15 protein-coding genes are annotated in these 17,195 nt (G+C 36.7%); 11 read left to right on the top strand and 4 right to left on the bottom strand.

The window, feature by feature from the left end:
- Nucleotides 1–2 precede the first annotated feature (2 nt).
- From B3D98_RS19130 to B3D98_RS19090, 9 genes are all read left to right on the top strand, one after another.
- Complete coding sequence (locus B3D98_RS19130; RefSeq protein ID WP_288585323.1) at nt 3–1,751, top strand: methyl-accepting chemotaxis protein; 1,749 nt, start codon at nt 3–5, stop codon at nt 1,749–1,751.
- Nucleotides 1,752–1,968: 217 nt separating this feature from the next.
- The gene (locus B3D98_RS19125) at nt 1,969–3,711 is read left to right on the top strand and encodes a methyl-accepting chemotaxis protein (RefSeq protein WP_288585321.1); all 1,743 of its coding nucleotides are present in this window, start codon (nt 1,969–1,971) and stop codon (nt 3,709–3,711) included.
- A 92-nt stretch (nt 3,712–3,803) separates the two neighbouring features.
- Complete coding sequence (locus B3D98_RS19120; RefSeq protein ID WP_312143947.1) at nt 3,804–4,364, top strand: YdcF family protein; 561 nt, start codon at nt 3,804–3,806, stop codon at nt 4,362–4,364.
- Between the two features lie 140 nt (nt 4,365–4,504).
- A complete protein-coding gene (locus B3D98_RS19115; protein WP_257961901.1) occupies nt 4,505–6,202 on the top strand; it encodes a M3 family oligoendopeptidase in 1,698 nt (565 codons plus the stop codon).
- 165 nt (nt 6,203–6,367) lie between these two features.
- Nucleotides 6,368–7,459, top strand: a complete 1,092-nt coding sequence (locus B3D98_RS19110) for an AI-2E family transporter (protein ID WP_048394176.1) — start codon at nt 6,368–6,370, stop codon at nt 7,457–7,459.
- 11 nt (nt 7,460–7,470) lie between these two features.
- Nucleotides 7,471–8,094 (top strand): NUDIX hydrolase, encoded by a 624-nt coding sequence (locus B3D98_RS19105; protein ID WP_036079462.1) that lies wholly within the window; start codon nt 7,471–7,473, stop codon nt 8,092–8,094.
- A 132-nt stretch (nt 8,095–8,226) separates the two neighbouring features.
- Entirely contained in the window at nt 8,227–8,691 is a 465-nt protein-coding gene (locus B3D98_RS19100) for a hypothetical protein (protein WP_004231915.1), read from the top strand.
- 22 nt (nt 8,692–8,713) lie between these two features.
- Complete coding sequence (locus B3D98_RS19095) at nt 8,714–8,905, top strand: hypothetical protein (protein WP_004231917.1); 192 nt, start codon at nt 8,714–8,716, stop codon at nt 8,903–8,905.
- A 17-nt stretch (nt 8,906–8,922) separates the two neighbouring features.
- Nucleotides 8,923–9,531, top strand: coding sequence for an alpha/beta hydrolase (locus B3D98_RS19090; RefSeq protein ID WP_288585310.1), 609 nt, complete (start codon nt 8,923–8,925; stop codon nt 9,529–9,531).
- A 45-nt stretch (nt 9,532–9,576) separates the two neighbouring features.
- Here B3D98_RS19090 and B3D98_RS19085 read toward each other — a convergent pair whose 3' ends face one another.
- The 3 genes from B3D98_RS19085 to B3D98_RS19075 all read right to left on the bottom strand — a co-directional run bounded on the left by B3D98_RS19085 (nt 9,577) and on the right by B3D98_RS19075 (nt 13,452).
- A complete protein-coding gene (locus tag B3D98_RS19085) occupies nt 9,577–11,688 on the bottom strand; it encodes an MMPL family transporter (protein WP_288585308.1) in 2,112 nt (703 codons plus the stop codon).
- Between the two features lie 105 nt (nt 11,689–11,793).
- Complete coding sequence (locus B3D98_RS19080) at nt 11,794–12,810, bottom strand: inorganic phosphate transporter (protein ID WP_004231925.1); 1,017 nt, start codon at nt 12,808–12,810, stop codon at nt 11,794–11,796.
- A gap of 21 nt (nt 12,811–12,831) precedes the next feature.
- Nucleotides 12,832–13,452, bottom strand: coding sequence for a DUF47 domain-containing protein (locus tag B3D98_RS19075; RefSeq protein ID WP_004231927.1), 621 nt, complete (start codon nt 13,450–13,452; stop codon nt 12,832–12,834).
- 424 nt (nt 13,453–13,876) lie between these two features.
- Between B3D98_RS19075 and B3D98_RS19070 the strand changes: the two genes are divergently transcribed.
- A complete protein-coding gene (locus tag B3D98_RS19070) occupies nt 13,877–14,563 on the top strand; it encodes an ABC transporter ATP-binding protein (protein ID WP_048394180.1) in 687 nt (228 codons plus the stop codon).
- Nucleotide 14,564: 1 nt separating this feature from the next.
- On the top strand, nt 14,565–15,884 hold the full coding sequence (locus B3D98_RS19065) for an ABC transporter permease (RefSeq protein WP_288585301.1): 1,320 nt from the start codon (nt 14,565–14,567) through the stop codon (nt 15,882–15,884).
- 62 nt (nt 15,885–15,946) lie between these two features.
- On the opposite strand, the gene B3D98_RS19060 is transcribed toward B3D98_RS19065, so the two are convergent.
- On the bottom strand, nt 15,947–17,107 hold the full coding sequence (locus B3D98_RS19060) for a class I SAM-dependent methyltransferase (protein WP_054549619.1): 1,161 nt from the start codon (nt 17,105–17,107) through the stop codon (nt 15,947–15,949).
- Between the last annotated feature and the right edge of the window lie 88 nt (nt 17,108–17,195).

Below are 17,195 nucleotides of genomic sequence, written 5' to 3'. Positions count from 1 at the left end.
GTATGCGAGCGACAGGCAAATTAAGCAATAAAATAGTGTTAATGTTATTGGTAATGTTAGTGGCTTTGTTATCTTTTTTCGTTATAACAACTATCTACACAGCAAAATCATCTGTTAATAAAACCATGGGGTCACAGGCAGTTGCAGTTGCTGAGAATATTGCAAAACATCTAAATGCTGCTGAATATGAACAACTCTCAAAGGAACCAAAAGAATCTGAGTTATATTGGCGACTTCGAGAAGAGCTCAACGAATTACGTGAAATAAATGGTGTTCTCTATGCCTATACTTTCGCAGTACCACAGGAAGATAAAAAGGTACGTTTTTTAGTGGACGGTATGCCAGCAGATGATCAAGAAAATGCTGGAGCTATAGGAGATGAGTCCTCCACCACATACTACAAGGATATTGAAAAGGTAAAGAATACAGGAAGTTATTATTCCGCTATTTTACATAGTGATTTTGGAGATTATTTATCTGGTACTGTTCCATTAAAGGATGAGGCAGGGAATACTGTTGCCTTTGTTGGGGTCGATATAGAAGCAACAGAGGTAAGCAATGTTGCGAATGCCGTATTAACGGCTATTTTACCTGCATTAATTATTGTCATATTAGCTTTAACAGGTATTGTTATGTTCATCCTATATCGTTATATTAATGGAGCGTTAAAACCTCTTGCACATTTAGGTGATGCAGCACAAAGTTTTGCTCAAGGTGATATTGCTAAGGCAACGATAGCAGTGGAGAAAATCCAGCTAAAAGGAGCAAATGAAATTACAATATTTGCACAATCCTTCAGAGAATCACTACAAAAATTAAAAGAAACTTTCCATACGATTCAACAACGCACATTTGCTTTACAAAATGTTGTTCAAAAAATTGATGAGACTTCTCAGCATGTGGAAGAATCAAACGCTCAAATTGCAGATCGAATTATTGAAATTGCTGCTGGTAGTGAGCAACAGCAGCAAAATAATCAAGAGGTTGTATTAACTATGAATGAGATGTCGATTGGTATTCAACGACTGGCTGATACAACTTCAGAAATTGCAGAGTCATCATCAGCAATGACGGGACTTGTGGAAACAAGTGTTAGTCATTCTCAAGAAGTTGTATCACAAATTCAAAACGTAGAATCTTCTGTTTTACGTACGGCTAATCATGTCGAGGAAATGGGTGATAAGTTCCGATCAATTGAAGAGATGGTGACCATCATTACGAGTATTGCGGATCAAACCAACCTACTAGCTTTAAACGCGGCAATAGAAGCAGCTAGAGCAGGAGAAGCTGGTAAAGGATTTGCGGTCGTGGCAGATGAAGTTCGTAAACTTGCAGAGATGTCTAAAGCATCTGCTGACGAAATACACATGCATTTAGAAAGCTTTAAGAAAATTACTGATCGAGCGTTACAAGAGATGGCTAGTAGTACCATAGATGTACAAGCAGGCAATAAAGCAGTGCAACACATAGGTGAAAGTCTAGAGAAAATATTGCAATCTGTCCTTGAGGTGAATAATAAAATTCAAGATGACTCTGCTGTCATTGAAGAAATGTCAGCAGGCTCTGAGGAAGTATTAGCTACTACCGAACAGATGAATGCTATTGCGAAGCATAGTGTCCTAGGAACAAAGGAAGTAGCAACTGCCTCAGATTTACAAGTAACGATGGTTTCTGAATTAAATGAAGTTGTAACAATATTAGATCAAACATCGAAAGAGGTTATAGAAACGATTAATACATTTAAATTATGATTAGTTTAGAACTATTTCTCTATAAGCTTATGTCTTGTGGAGAAATAGTTCTTTTTATTTTTGGCATTTAAAAATTTAACTGGAGATTAGCATAAAACAAACCATATTAAGGGAAATAAGAAAATAATTTGTGCTTTACCCATTGTGAAAACTTTCAAACCATAACATAATATAAAGTAATATATTGTTGAACGAAGAAAATAGGGGGGGCTAAAGTATGAAGTTTTTACGTTCAATACAGGGGAAATTGATTATTATTTCATTGGCACTACTAATTATTCCAAGTTTAATAATTGGTATAGTTAGTTATGGTAAGGCTAAGAATGGGATGGAGGATATAGGAGAACAGGTACTTTACAATAGTGTTGAATCTGCTTTGCAATTAATCGAGCTCGCAAACGAGAGTGTTGAAAAGGGTGACATACCCTTAGAGGTTGCACAGGAACGAGTACGTGAAGCATTTCTTGGTCCGAAAGATAGCGAAGGAAAACGGCCTATTAATTATCCGGGTGATTTAGGGGAATATGGCTATATCTATGTGTTGGATGATAAGGGAACATTAACAACACATCCAACACGAGAAGGAGATAATCTTTGGAATGACCAAGATAGCAGTGGCAATTACTTTATTCGAGAAGTAACTGAAAAGGCACTTGATGGTGGTGGTTTTACACAATATGAATTTGAACTACCAGGTCAGGATGTCTTAGCGGATAAAATTATTTATTCTGAGAAAGATCCACATTGGGGATGGATTATTGCATCAGGTACATATATGCAGGATTTTAATGCAGAGGCGAATTCTTTATTGCTAGTAATTGGTTTGACATTAGTAGGTGCCATAATTATTGGGACAATCGTTGTCATTCTTGTATCAAGACATCTGGCATTACCAGTTCAAAAATTATCTAAACGTGTACGTGAAGTAGCAAAAGGGAATTTAACGGTTGAAATTGAGCATTTACAGCGCTCGGATGAAATAGGACAGTTAAATGATGGCTTTAATGAAATGGTACAACAACTTAAAACACTTATTTCAGATGTGGAGGAAGCGATTGTAGAAATACAATCAACTTCAGCAAATTTAACCGCAGTAGCTGAAGAGACAAATGCCTATGGTGATGAAATCGTCAAAGCAATCAATGAAGTATCCAAGGGTGCAGTCAAGCAAGCATCTGATGCAGAGGATACAAACCGAACGGCTATCGAGTTTGCGCAGCAAATAGAAGGATTGCATGATAAAAATGAATTAATGTTAGATGCCTCACAGCATATGAAAAAATCAAATGAAGAAGGCCTAGTTAATCTAGAAAGCTTAAAGGATAAGTCGCGGGAGTCTTCAACTCTCGTTCAGAATATTCAGTCTGTATTTGGTAGTCTAATTGTCAAGGTACGTGAAATTGAAGGCATCGTGGGGACGATTACGGAGATTTCAGATCAAACGAATTTACTTGCACTTAATGCCTCTATTGAAGCAGCAAGAGCGGGTGAACATGGTAAAGGATTCGCAGTTGTCGCGGAAGAGGTACGTAAACTTGCTGATCAAACCTCTGTAGCAACTGAGCTAGTACGCACGACGCTAAAAGGCATTGAAAGTGAAACAAACTTAGTCAATGGTGAAATGCAGAAAACCCATATCATTGTAAGTCAACAAAATGATTCTGTCATGGTAACAGAATCATCCTTTAAAGAAATTAAATTAGCTGTTGAAAAAATCATAGCCATTATAGGCGATACAACAGATAGCGTAGAATATTTAAATAGCTCTAAGAATACGATTATGCAATCGATTGAAAGGATTGCGATGATTAGTGAAAAGAATGCTGCTGCGTCTGAAGAGGTAACAGCATCTGTAGATGAGCAACAACGCGCAATACAACTCGTTAGCGAATCTTCCAATGATTTAACTGATGAAATATCTGCCTTACAGGAGTCTATTAAACGATTTATATTGAGATAATATCTTTCAGGGTGCTTGCTTAACAAGCATCCTTTTCTTTTTATCATCGTTAATAAAAGGTAAAGGAGGAATGATTTGTGAGAAGGTGGCTGATGACAATTGGTGTTATTTTAATCGGTATTGGAATCGTTCTTTATATTTGGCTGGGAAAAGAAATTGATCAGGGTATGGAACCGAATGCCAATGGTTCAGCTGATTATATGATTATATTGGGAGCAAAAGTAAGGCCAGGTGGTGTACCATCGCTTTCATTAAAAAGTAGATTAGAGGTGGCTGTTCCATACTTAACAAAATACCCACATGTTAAGGTCATTGTGTCAGGTGGACAAGGACCTGATGAAGATCGTACAGAGGCATCTGTAATGCAAGACTATTTGGAACAGCATGGCATCGATGTCGCGAGAATTATCATAGAAGATCAATCTACATCTACTTATGAAAATTTAGTATTCTCTAAAGAATTATTACCAAAAGAGACAAAGAAAATTACCATCGTTTCAAATGACTTCCATTTGAAACGTGCAAAATATCTTGCTGAATCGTTAGATTTTGAAGTAGATGTTCTATCAGCAAGAACACCAAAATCAGTAGAAGCAAAATTAAGAATAAGAGAAAGAGCGGCGTTATTAAAAACATATATTGTGGGCTATTAAAACAACAACGCCATTATATTTAGGAACTGCTTCTTTCTCAAAAAATCATGGAACAGAAAAGAGATAATTGTTTCTTAATAGATTCTATTTGGCATATAATAGAAATATTACGGGGTATAGGACAGAAAGAGGGGACTTTTATGACAACGTTTAAAGAATATCAATACAGCCGTCCAAATGTGGCATCAATGAAAGAGCAGCAGTTAGCACTCATTGAGCAATTTAAACAAGCACAATCGATGGACGAGCAAAGTAATATCATTGAAAAGCACAATGCAATTAGTAATGACTTTGCGACAATGGCTAATTTAGTATATATTCGTGCTTCAATCGATACGAACGATGAATTTTATCAAGCAGAACGTGACTATTTCGATGAAGTAGGTCCTGAGCTAGAAGAAGTAACGACGGAATACTATAAAGCTCTAATTGATTCACCATTTCGTGAGCAATTAGAAGAAAAATGGGGACAACAATTATTTGATCTAGCAACTTATCAAATTAAAGGCTTCTCACCAGAAGTTATTGATTTGATGCAAAAAGAAAACAAACTTGTTTCTGAGTACAATAAGCTTGTTGCATCTGCACAAATTGACTTTAATGGGGAAACATTAACACTCGCTCAACTTGGTCCGTTTGCAGAGTCAACGGATCGAGAAACACGTAAGGCGGCAACGGATGCTCGCTTTGGCTTCTTTGCACAGCATGAAGATGAATTCGATCGTTTATATGATGAACTTGTCAAGGTACGCCATGAAATTGCAATTAAACTTGGCTATAACAACTATGTTGAACTAGGCTATATTCGTATGAATCGGATTGATTACAATGCTGATATGGTTAAAAAATTCCGTGATCAGGTACGTGATTTAATTGTGCCTGTTGCAACGAAGCTTTACGAGCGTCAGGCAAAGCGAATTGGCATTGAAGATTTTAAATTTTATGATGAAGCACTTAACTTCTTATCAGGTAATGCTACACCAAAAGGGAATCCTGAGTGGATTGTAGCAAACGGTAAAAAAATGTATGAGGAACTTTCACCTGAAACAGGAGAGTTCTTTAATTTCATGATTGACCATGACTTAATGGATCTTGTAGCGAAGAAAGGGAAAGAAAGTGGTGGTTATTGTACGTTTATTGAAAACTATCATTCCCCATTCATTTTCTCAAATTTTAACGGTACTTCAGGTGACATCGATGTATTAACACATGAAGCTGGACATGCTTTCCAAGTTTATTCAAGTCGTAACATTGGCATTCCTGAGTATTTATGGCCTACCTACGAATCTTGTGAAATTCACTCGATGAGTATGGAATTCTTTACTTGGCCTTGGATGGAGCTGTTCTTTGAAGGTGATACAGAGAAATATAAATTTACACATTTAAGTAGTGGTCTTTTATTCTTACCATATGGTGTGGCAGTAGATGAGTTCCAGCATGTTATTTATGAAAATCCAACAATGACTCCTGCTGAACGTAAAGCTGCATGGAAAAAAATTGAGGAAACGTATTTACCACACCGTGACTATGATCATAACAGCTACCTAGAGGCTGGGGGCATTTGGCAACGTCAGGCTCACATCTATGCAAGTCCGTTCTACTACATTGATTACACGTTAGCACAAATTTGTGCCTTCCAATTCTGGAAACGCTCACGTGAAGAATTTGAAGCGGCTTGGAAAGACTATATTCATCTTTGTGGTTTAGGTGGCTCTATGTCCTTTACAAAGCTTGTAAAAGAGGCAGGTTTAATCTCGCCATTTGAGGATGGCTGTGTTGAATCGGTTATTGGAGAAATTGAGACATTCTTAAATTCCATAGATGATTCTTCTCTATAATTGATGACTTAAATTCGTTTCACTTCCACGATAACTATTATTGGGGAAGTGAGCGAATTTTTTAGTTTGTCAGAGGAGTTCTGTAAAAAAATACTAGGATACTTGCGAAATGGTTAATATATCAGTAGTATTTTCAGTAACTGCTATTAAAGGAAGTGAAAGAAAGTGACAAGGAAAGTTTGGTTTCAAGTAGGGGTAGGGATACTACTTACACTATTAATCATTAAATATTTTATAGAAATTCATTGGATTTTTTCACCGCTTGTCATCATATTAAAAGCCATTTTTGTGCCTTTACTACTTGGTGGTGTTCTCTATTATGTGACGGAACCAATTCAGAGATTTTTAGAAAAACGTAGATTTCCTCGATGGGGAAGTATATTGACGATTGTGTTCGGACTAATAGCAATGGTAGGTATTTTTGGCTGGATTATTGGTAACCCGATTGCCGAGCAGGTCAATAAATTAGTGAAAAATGCCCCTATGATTAGTACGAGTATTAGTACGAGCATCCAGCAATTAACAGACTATGTAACGCAAAATAAGGATAACTTCCCTGAGCAATTAAATGATGTTATCGAAAAAATGGCGAATTCGGTTCAAGATATTGCAGTAGTGGCGAGTAAAGGTTTTGTGTCCTTTTTACAATCCATTGTATCTGTGTCGTTATTAGCCATTTTAATTCCGTTCTTCTTTATTTTTATGCTGAAGGATCATGAGAAGTTTGCTCCATCCATCTATAAATATTTCAGTGGTGAACGTCAGCAATGGGTAAAGAAAACGTTAAGTGAAATTGATGATGTATTACGTACCTACATTCAGGGCCAACTGCAAATTAGTTTTTTATTAGCACTAATAATGTATGTAGGCTATTTAATTATAGGTTTAGACTATTCGTTATTACTAGTGATTTTTGCATTCTTTATGAATATGATTCCATTTATCGGGCCTTGGATTGCCTTTGCGCCAGCCCTGATTGTGGCAGTTATTCAAGATCCAATTTTAGTGGTGTGGGTTTCGGTTGTGACGCTGGTTGCTCAGCAAATAGACAGCAACTTTATTACACCTAATGTCATGGGGAAATCACTTGATATCCACCCCCTTACCGTTATTACAATTATTTTAGCGGCAGGTAATATAGCAGGTTTTATTGGTATTATTATCGCTGTACCATTTTATGCAGTCTTAAAGGTTATCGTATCCAATATTTATGATCAACGTAATGCAATTAAGAAAAAAGCGACGAAGTCAGTATAGGAGTCGAAACAATGGAACAAGAAATTGTAAAGGTATTTAATGAACAGCATGAGCAAATTGGGACAGCTACGAGAGCGGAAGTGCATGAAAAGGGGCTTTGGCATGAGACTTTTCATTGCTGGCTTGTAAATGAAGACTATATTTATTTTCAAGTACGTAGTTCACAGAAAAAGGATTATCCAGGGTTACTCGATATTACAGCAGCAGGACATCTTTTAGCGATTGAGACAGTAGAGTCAGGCATTCGAGAAGTAAAAGAAGAATTGGGACTTAATATTGATGTCCATGAAGTTGTCAAAATGGGCATGACATCTTGTAGTATCGTTTCTGAAAATATGATCGACAATGAATTTTGCCATGTCTACATATATCCTTTCAAGCATGATTGGGATTCCTTTGCTTTGCAGTATGAAGAAGTATCGGGTGTAGTTAGAGCGAGGCTAAATGAGGCGGAGGCTTTCTTCTTGGGAGAAACGACGACACTTAATATTGAAGGGTATGAATATTTCCCTGATGGTCAACGTGTGAGAATTGTCAGACCAGTAGGTACTGCACAATTTGTTCCTTATCGGGAATTGTATGTTGCACAGGTGATAAAATTCACACGTGAAAAAATATTTAATCAAACCTCATAAGTTTAAATAGGATAAGCTAATATTAGCTTGTCCTATTTTCTTGCGCAAAAATGATTTAGAAACGACACGATACAATAGGAAAAAATGAGTTATACTGATAGATAGATTGTAAAGAAAAGGAGCATTTTTTATATGCTAACATTTGAACAAAAACAAGCGATTATTGAATCGTTTTCTGAGCTAACAAAAAAAGAAATTTCTTTAAAGCGCCTAAATTATCATTACATGGACAGTCTTTACGAAAAGACGATTGTAGTTGAGAAATTACATCCAAACGGCAATGGCTTTGTCTTTGTAGGAGATTTATTACGCTATGAGAATGAGGCTAATGATAAAGGATTAGTAAATATCCGTGATTACGATGAACAACAACTTCGTGAAATTATTGAAGACGCAATCCAATATTTATCTGAAGAAGTAGAAGAGCAGGAGCCAATTGTAGAGATTTGGCATAGTCGCGATGGTAGTCAGTTACAGCTAGCTTTTGAGCAACGTTCGTGGAACGTGTATCATGGAGACAATCTGGAAGAGGCATTTGGTACGTATGAGGCAGCAAAGGAATATTTACTAGAAGAAGGCTTTCGTACAAAGAAATAAGAAATACGGGGGATCATGATAGATGAACGGAAAAAAATTAGTGGGAATTGTTATTGTTGTTGTGATTGCGGCATGTTTATTTTCAGTTTATACCATTACTAATTTTTATAAAAATCACGAAGAACAGCCAAATCGTGAAAATCGTGAAATTAATAAGTCAAAGAGCTTGAATTTAATTTTGCCACAGGCTACAATTATCTCGAATTCAAGATAATTGAGAGGTGACTGTCAGTGCAACATATTTTTTATAAAGGTACAGACGAAACAAAGCCGACATTATTATTGCTACATGGTACAGGTGGTAATGAGGAAAGTCTTATTGGGCTGGCAAAAGAAATAGATGAAACAGCCAATATTTTAAGTGTTCGCGGAAATGTACTTGAGCATGGAATGCCACGATTTTTCCGCCGATTAGCCGAAGGTGTCTTTGATATTGAGGATTTAATCTTTCGTACAAAGGAGCTTCATGAATTTTTACAGACGTCAGCACAGCAATATGGCTTTGATCGCCAACGAATTGTAGCAATAGGGTATTCGAATGGTGCTAATATTGCAGCAAGCTTATTATTCCACTACGATGATGCGTTAGCCGGAGCTATTTTGCATCACCCAATGGTACCAAGACGTGGTATTGAATTACCGCAACTTTCTCCAACACCTGTGTTTATCGGTGCGGGTACGAATGATCCGATGTGTACAGCACAGGAATCTGAGGATTTAGAAACCCTTTTAAGTTCTGCAGGCGCAACAGTAACGACGAAATGGTTTAATTTTGGTCATCAACTAACAATGCCGGAAGTACAAGCTGCAAAAGAATGGTATAAAAGCATCTACGCTTAATTGAAAAATCCACCTCTTTTATAAGGGAGGCGGATTTTCTTTATGTTATTTACTTTTCTTTGAGAAAGGAAGCCACCAGTTCCAATCACCAAACAGCTTCATGAGACTAGGCACAAGCATAAGACGAATAATTGTTGCATCAATGGCAACAGCAATAGCGATACCCACACCAATTTGCTTCACAGGCATTACATCTGTGAAGGCAAATGCACCTGTAATAACAATCATGATAAGCGCTGCCGATGTAATTATTCGGCTAGTGGATGTTAAGCCATCAATTGTTGCACGCGTATTATCGGAGCCCTTTAAATATTCCTCTTGGATACGAGAAATTAAAAAGACTTCGTAGTCCATACTTAAGCCAAATACAAGACAAAAAACAATAACTGGAATGATTAGCACGATGGAGCTTGCTTCAATACCAAAATGACCATATTGGAAAATATAAACGAGTATCCCGAATGCAGATGAAAGTCCAATAATGTTCATGATTATTGCCTTTAACGGAATTAAGATAGAACGGAATGCCAACATTAAAATAAAGAATGTAGAAACGATAATAATTGCTATAGCTAAAACAATTTTATTAGCAATTTCATCAAAGATTTCTTGGTTGAATTTAGCTGGTCCACCAAGTGCAAAATCCACGCCCAGGTCTTTGTCCATCCATGTTCGGGCAAATTTTTGAGCTGTAGAGGAAGAACCTGCTGCATCAATTGTAATTGGAACAAATAGCTGTGTATCCTTTGAAAATGAATTAATAACAGGTTTTAATTGTTCAGCAACCTGTGGAATAGCTAAAGAAGCAGAAAGCTCCTCTGGTGTTTGAATGTTAGCAGCTGTATAAATAGTTGAAACATTAGTCACTAATGGGTCCTTTAATAGCTTTTCTTGAATAGTATAAATTAGCTCTCTACCCTCAGTATCCTCCCAGCCATCTTTTCGTTCAGCCAACAAATATAATGTAGAAGATTCACCTAGTCCAAACGTTTCATCTAATTTATCGTATGCTGAACGAGCATCATATTTCGTAGGTAAGGAGTCCACCTGTGGAATGGTTAATTGGATATCCTTTAAAGGGATCATGCCGATGCCTAGTAATAATAATGCTGAAATCACTATAGCTACTGGATGCTTCATGACAAAACCTGCAAAGCCACGCCAACGATTTGCCCCACCTGGTTTAACGCGTATTAAGCGCCATTTATTAAGTCTATCTCCTAATAGCATCATAGTGGCAGGAAGTAATGTTAAGCCAGAAAGAACGGCTAACAGGACGACTATAGTGCCTCCTAGGGCGATATTATGAAAAATTTCTACATCAATGACAATCATCGCACCTAAGCCAATCATGACACAGACTGCGGAGAAAATGATAGAACGACCTGCTGTCTGAATAGCAGTTTGAATGGCTTGAGCAATAGAAGTATGTGTGCGTTCTTCTCTGTAACGATTAATAAACAGCAACGCAAAATCAATACTTAAAGCCAGCCCAAGCATTGGAACAATATTTAAGACGAAAATAGATAGATTTACATTAGCACTGAGCAGTGTCATCATACCAAAGGCGGTAACCACTGTCACAACACCAATGACGATTGGCAAAATAGAAGCAACAACTGTACCGAACGCTAATAAGAGAACCACGATGGCAATTGGCAATCCAATGGCCTCAGCTGATGCCAAATCCTTTTGACTAGCAGTATTTATGTCAGCAGAAATAACAGGCCCTCCAGTGATACTAATTCCGTCTTTTTCAATTAATGAACGGAATTCCTCAACAATGTCAGGAAGGTTTTCTACATCGTTCTTTATGTGAACCATAGCATAGGCAATACCATCTTTCCGTAAAGAGGAGTCTTCTAAAGGTGATTGAATAGAATGAATCTCTTTTATGCTATCTAATTTTTTTAAAGTGTCTTCAATTTTCTGATCTTCAGCTGGATCAAAGACAACCAAAATCGTATTAGATGGTAAATCAAATTTTTCTGCTAGCTCGTTGGTAACATAGGTATGATCTGCTTCGACAAAGAAACCATCACCTTGAAGTTTGCCTGGAAGCTGTAAAGCAAAGTACGCCATTGCTAGAAAAATAATAAGCCATATGACTACGATTGCTTTCGCATGTGCTGTAATAAAAGCTGAAAAAGTTTTCATAGTTGTTTATACATCCCCCTTTTCAATTAGTGTAAAGGATGTGTCACATTTTGTCGTGTGACAAAGTAAAGACTCCCATCCACTTTTTGGACAGGAGTCTTACTATTAAAAGAATAATGATAATATGAAATAAATAACAGATGCCATAACGGCAGAAATTGGCATTGTAATCACCCAAGTAGTAACAATCTTTCGAGCCATACCCCAGTTTACACCACGCACACGCTGTGCTGAACCGACACCCATAATGGAGGAAGAAATGACATGTGTTGTTGAAACTGGTAAGTGGATTAGCGTAGCGCCAAAAATAACAGTAGCAGATGCTAAATCTGCCGCAACACCATTAACAGGGCGGATTTTCATAATCTTACCACCAACCGTTTTAATGATTTTATAACCACCAATTGACGTACCTAGCCCCATTGCTGTAGCTGCAGCAGCACGCACCCAGAAAGGTATTTCATCTCCAGTGTGCAAGCCACCAGCGATTAACGCCATCGTCATAATCCCCATCGCTTTTTGCGCATCATTTGTACCATGGGTGAACGATTGGATGGCAGCAGTAAAAATTTGCATTGTACGGAAACCTTTATTCGTCCTATATAAATTTAAATTTTTAAACCATAGTTTAAAAAGAGTCATCATAATAAAGCCTGCACAAATAGCAAGTAAAGGTGAAAACACTAAAGCCATGATGATTTTAGTAAAGCCGCCATAGTTTAACACATTAAAACCAGCGGATGCGATTGCAGCACCGGCAATAGACCCAATCAATGTGTGTGAAGAACTTGACGGAATACCGAAATACCATGTCAATAAATTCCAAATTATAGCTGAAATTAATGCAGCTAAAATAACGACTGAGCCAGTTGTGTCTCCTTCAAAAGCATTTAATGCAAAAGGATCTACAATATCTTTTGTTAGAGCTTTTGCAACCCCTACAAAGGTGATAGCACCAATAAAGTTCATAGTTGCCGCCATAATGATTGCCGTGCGTGGCGGCAATGCTCTAGTAGAAACCGAAGTTGCAATAGCATTTGCTGTATCATGGAAGCCATTGATAAAGTCAAATGTTAGGGCAAAGATGACGACCAGTACGGTTAATATAATGATTGTGTTCATTGTAAAGTGCCCATCTCCTAATTATGCGTTACGCATGATAATTGTTTCCATAGTATTAGCTACGTTTTGACAATGATCAGCGATATCTTCAAGTTGTTCATAAATATCCTTAAATTTAATGAGGCGGATTGGATCTTTTTCATTTAAAAATAACTTCTTAATAGAAGTACGTTGTACCTCATCACATTCACGTTCATAGTCTTTAATAAGAATTGCGTGTGGACGCATGCCAATTAGATTCTTTTTCTTTAACTCTTCTGTCGCTTTGACTATTTCATCAGCACTTTTTGAAATAAACCCTAAGAAAATGCGCATAGATTCATCAATCTCAGTGAGCGAAAACATTTCAAAGTGTGCAATACAGTGTTCTGTTCCATCTAAAACATCATCCATACGAATGGCGAGCTCTAAAATATCCTCACGTTCAATAGGTGTCATGAATGATTTGTTTAACATGACAATCAGTTCATGAATAAGCTTATCACCAGCAGTTTCATAATTTTTCATTGTAATGCTAATCTCTTTTAGGTCAGCTACACTGTTAATACGAAAATCATTTGCGTAATGTACAGCCTCTCTCATATTTTCTGCAATTTTATGCAATGCAATAAAGAAAGGGTCTTGTTTTTTTGAGTTAAGCATGTAAATCGAATCCTCCTGGATATAAATAAATTAATCGACCTCTAAACTTTACTATCATAACAAAATCTTTAATTTATCTACATAAAAATTTACTAATCGACATGAAAATTTACATTGCTGTAATATACAATTCGTTCACAAAATATAAGGTAATCCAGCTGTATTTATTTTTATGAGTACAGATAAAACCTTGTTATAAATGGCTATTCTTCTGTAATGGTGACTTATTAGTACAGATTAAGACACGAAAGATAATAGAAGGTAATAAAAATAGCGCATTCGAATTGTAAAGGTATTGTAAATTCATTTGATAACCAGAAGAGTACTTCTTATTCTTAAGAATATCTTCATTTTTATCCTCCCTCTTTATTAAGAATTGTTTACTACAATGGAAAATGAATAGGAAAGGAGCGTTTATTAACTAATGATTCAGGTTGAAAACTTACAACATACATTTTTAATTGGAAAACGAGGGAAGGAAAAGCAAGTGCCGGTATTGAAAGGTGTGAACTTCGAGGTCCATAAAGGAGAAATTGTGGCCATTGTAGGTAAAAGTGGCTCAGGAAAATCGACCTTATTACAAGTTCTAGCTGGTTTTATGAAGGCTGAACAGGGCTCTATTAAAGTAAATGGAAAGGAAACAGCCCATCTAACTGAAACAGAAAGTGCTGCCTTCCGTTTACGTCAATTCGGTTTTATTTTTCAAAACTTTCAATTGATGCCTGGTTTAACTGCTTTTGAAAATATCGAATTACCTTTAAAGCTACAGGGTTTGCGTAAGGCTATGCGCAAAGAAAAAGTGAAGAAATTAATGGACAAGGTTGGTTTGACAGAAGTAGCAGACCATTATCCCAATGAATTGTCAGGCGGACAGCAACAGCGTGTCAGCATTGCACGAGCCCTTATTACGAATCCTCCTATATTACTTGCTGATGAGCCAACAGGGAGTCTCGATTCAGAAACCGAGCAGGATATCTTATTGCTTATTCAAAGTTTAAATCGGGAATTAGGGCTAACTTTTGTCATTATCACGCACGATGAAGAAGTAGCTACTATCGCACATAGACGCTTCCGCATGTACGATGGAGAACTTGTAAAGGAGGAAGCTTAACATGTTATTTAAGGATCAATTAGATTTTGTAACACAGCATATCAAGAAAAATAAGCTGCGTGTGTTTATGACGATACTAGCTGCAACGATGGGCTGTGCCTTTTTAATCGTGCTAGCATCCGTTGGTTTTGGTTTACAGGAATCTTTACGTAATGAAATTCTTTCAAACGAAACAGTTACAAAAATTCAAGTATATGGCGATAAGCAATTAACTGAAGAACAAGTACAAGAAATTAAAAAAATGGAACATGTAGAAACGGTGCTTGAAACAATTAGTGTCAATGCTACCGCACAATCATTTTTTGAAGATCGTGATACTACTTCTAATTTAATATTGTCAGATATGCAGGACTTTGAACAGGTAAATGGAAAGCTTGCAAAAGGGCGTTATCCAACGGAATCTAATGAAATTGTTGTAGGGTATCATTTTGCTCAAACATTATTGAATGAAAGAGAACGTGATGTCATTGCGGAAAAAAGTAAAAAGGCTGAAGCAGAGGGTACGTATTATGATGGTAGTGAAGAGGGCTATAAAGAATCATTGATTGGAAAGAACATAGATCTGTCCTTAGTTCCTCACACGGGTACAAATGATGAAACGCAAAAAATGAGCTATACAATTGTTGGCGTAATGGAGAAACCTTCTTATGATTGGATGGTTGATAACGCTATTCATATGGACAAAGAGCAAAAAGCAGTATGGGTTGAAAATTTATCTACAGATAGTAACATGGCAGAGGATGAGCTGTTTTACTCTGAATTTAATATTTATGCGGATACATTAGAAAACGTAAAGTCGATTTTAGAGAAGTTAAAAGATAAGGGCTATAGCGTATATTCAGTAACAGAGCAACTAGATCAAATGAATGTATTTTTCCTTGTCTTAAAAATTGGCTTAATCTTTGTTGGTACAATTGCTGTGTTGATTGCTTCCATTGGTATTTTTAATACAATGACAATGGCTGTGACAGAGCGAACACGTGAAATTGGTGTATTAAAGGCAATTGGGGCAAGTCCGAAGCTTATACAACGGTTATTTTTAATGGAAAGCACATTTATCGGTATTTTTGGTACGCTAATTGCTGTTGTCATCTCGTATGCTATTAGCTTTGCGGCTAATGCAGCATTACCATTAATTCTTAAGGCGGCAACAGGGGAGGAAGCTTTTGCAACAAATGATATAACATTTTCTCTTATTCCATGGCAACTAGTCATTATTGCAGCAGCCATTAGTGTTGGTGTAGCGATGATTTCAGGTTATCGCCCAGCACGTAAAGCAACAAAAATCGACGTTATTCAAGCTTTACGACAAGAGTTATAATAAAAAAGGCGGTCCAATCAACATTGGATCGCCTTTTATTTGGATTGAAGTACATCTGTATGTTATAAATACTCTTTTAACTCATTCGCTAAAAATGGTGTTGCATTCAATAATTTTAAGAAGGCATCATAGCTGGCACGTTGCTCTTCATTTGGTTTTTTACCTGTTTGATAGGCTCGAATTAATATGTTTTTAGGTGTATTCTCCATATCGATAAACTCTAAAAGCTGTGCCTCATAGCCAACAAGCGATAAAATTTCAGCTCGAATAGCATCTGTAGCAAGTGCCGCAAATCGCTCTCGAACAAGTCCATGTTGCAACATAATATCGAGAGCAGGTGTATTTAGTTGACGATTTAATTCATGCTGACAGCAAGGCACACTTAGAATGACACTTGCTCCCCATTTCACAGCACGAGCCAAGGCCATATCTGTCGCTACATCACATGCATGGAGTGTCACCACCATATCCACAGCACTTTCATCATTATAATCATTGATATCTCCTACAAGAAATTCTAGCTGATCATAGCCTAGATCCTGTGCTATTCTTGAGCACTCTTCAATAACCTCTTTTTTTAAATCTAAACCAGTAACACGAATGTCTAAGCCTTTTTCAATTTTTAAATAATGATACAAAGCAAAGGTTAAGTAGGATTTTCCTGAACCAAAATCTAAAATCCTCACCTGTCGATCCTGAGGTAAATAGGTTAAGGCATCATCTATAAATTCAATGAAGCGGTTAATCTGTTTAAATTTATCATACTTTTGTTTCTTAACCTTTCCTTCTTCTGTTTGTACCCCCAGTCGAATTAAAAATGGATAGGGTTGATCATCAGATAGTAAATAATTTTTTTTACGATTATGGCTTAGATGGACTTGTTTAGGTGAAGCTGTTTTATCTGATTTCCAAAGGACTTTGTTCTTTTTTGATAATTGTACTTGTACCGTTTCATCTACGAAATCAATATGAGCTTGACGATAATCCTCAAAAAACGCGTCAAGCTTGGAAGGTAAATGAGCCAATAGAATATTTTCATGTTTTAAAATTCGTTCATATTGGTATTCAATTTGTATATGGTACTGATTTTTTAACATTAATGGTTTTAATTTTATACGTTTTATTTCATTTGATTTCATACGTGGTTGACTGATTGTAGCTGTCACAAGCTTTTGTTGCAAAATTTGCTCAGTGAGCAGAGCTTTCATTTCTTCAAATGTCATACATTTTCGCCTACTTTATTGTGTTATAGATGGCACTAGTTTAACACATTTTATAAAAGACAATGGCATCTTTGGTATTCGGAATAAA

This window comes from Lysinibacillus sp. UBA5994, from assembly GCF_002429725.1.
GTDB lineage: Bacteria > Bacillota > Bacilli > Bacillales_A > Planococcaceae > Lysinibacillus > Lysinibacillus capsici.
This window is presented reverse-complemented; position numbering and strand designations above follow the sequence as displayed.

What these genes read in the sequence shown, in the direction of transcription:
- B3D98_RS19130 (WP_288585323.1), top strand. Translation starts at nt 3, where the DNA reads ATGCGAGCGACAGGCAAATTAAGCAATAAAATAGTGTTAATGTTATTG.
- B3D98_RS19125 (WP_288585321.1), top strand. Translation starts at nt 1,969, where the DNA reads ATGAAGTTTTTACGTTCAATACAGGGGAAATTGATTATTATTTCATTG.
- B3D98_RS19120 (WP_312143947.1), top strand. Translation starts at nt 3,804, where the DNA reads ATGACAATTGGTGTTATTTTAATCGGTATTGGAATCGTTCTTTATATT.
- B3D98_RS19115 (WP_257961901.1), top strand. Translation starts at nt 4,505, where the DNA reads ATGACAACGTTTAAAGAATATCAATACAGCCGTCCAAATGTGGCATCA.
- B3D98_RS19105 (WP_036079462.1), top strand. Translation starts at nt 7,471, where the DNA reads ATGGAACAAGAAATTGTAAAGGTATTTAATGAACAGCATGAGCAAATT.
- B3D98_RS19100 (WP_004231915.1), top strand. Translation starts at nt 8,227, where the DNA reads ATGCTAACATTTGAACAAAAACAAGCGATTATTGAATCGTTTTCTGAG.
- B3D98_RS19095 (WP_004231917.1), top strand. Translation starts at nt 8,714, where the DNA reads ATGAACGGAAAAAAATTAGTGGGAATTGTTATTGTTGTTGTGATTGCG.
- B3D98_RS19085 (WP_288585308.1), bottom strand. Translation starts at nt 11,688, where the DNA reads ATGAAAACTTTTTCAGCTTTTATTACAGCACATGCGAAAGCAATCGTA.
- B3D98_RS19080 (WP_004231925.1), bottom strand. Translation starts at nt 12,810, where the DNA reads ATGAACACAATCATTATATTAACCGTACTGGTCGTCATCTTTGCCCTA.
- B3D98_RS19075 (WP_004231927.1), bottom strand. Translation starts at nt 13,452, where the DNA reads ATGCTTAACTCAAAAAAACAAGACCCTTTCTTTATTGCATTGCATAAA.
- B3D98_RS19070 (WP_048394180.1), top strand. Translation starts at nt 13,877, where the DNA reads ATGATTCAGGTTGAAAACTTACAACATACATTTTTAATTGGAAAACGA.
- B3D98_RS19065 (WP_288585301.1), top strand. Translation starts at nt 14,565, where the DNA reads ATGTTATTTAAGGATCAATTAGATTTTGTAACACAGCATATCAAGAAA.
- B3D98_RS19060 (WP_054549619.1), bottom strand. Translation starts at nt 17,107, where the DNA reads ATGACATTTGAAGAAATGAAAGCTCTGCTCACTGAGCAAATTTTGCAA.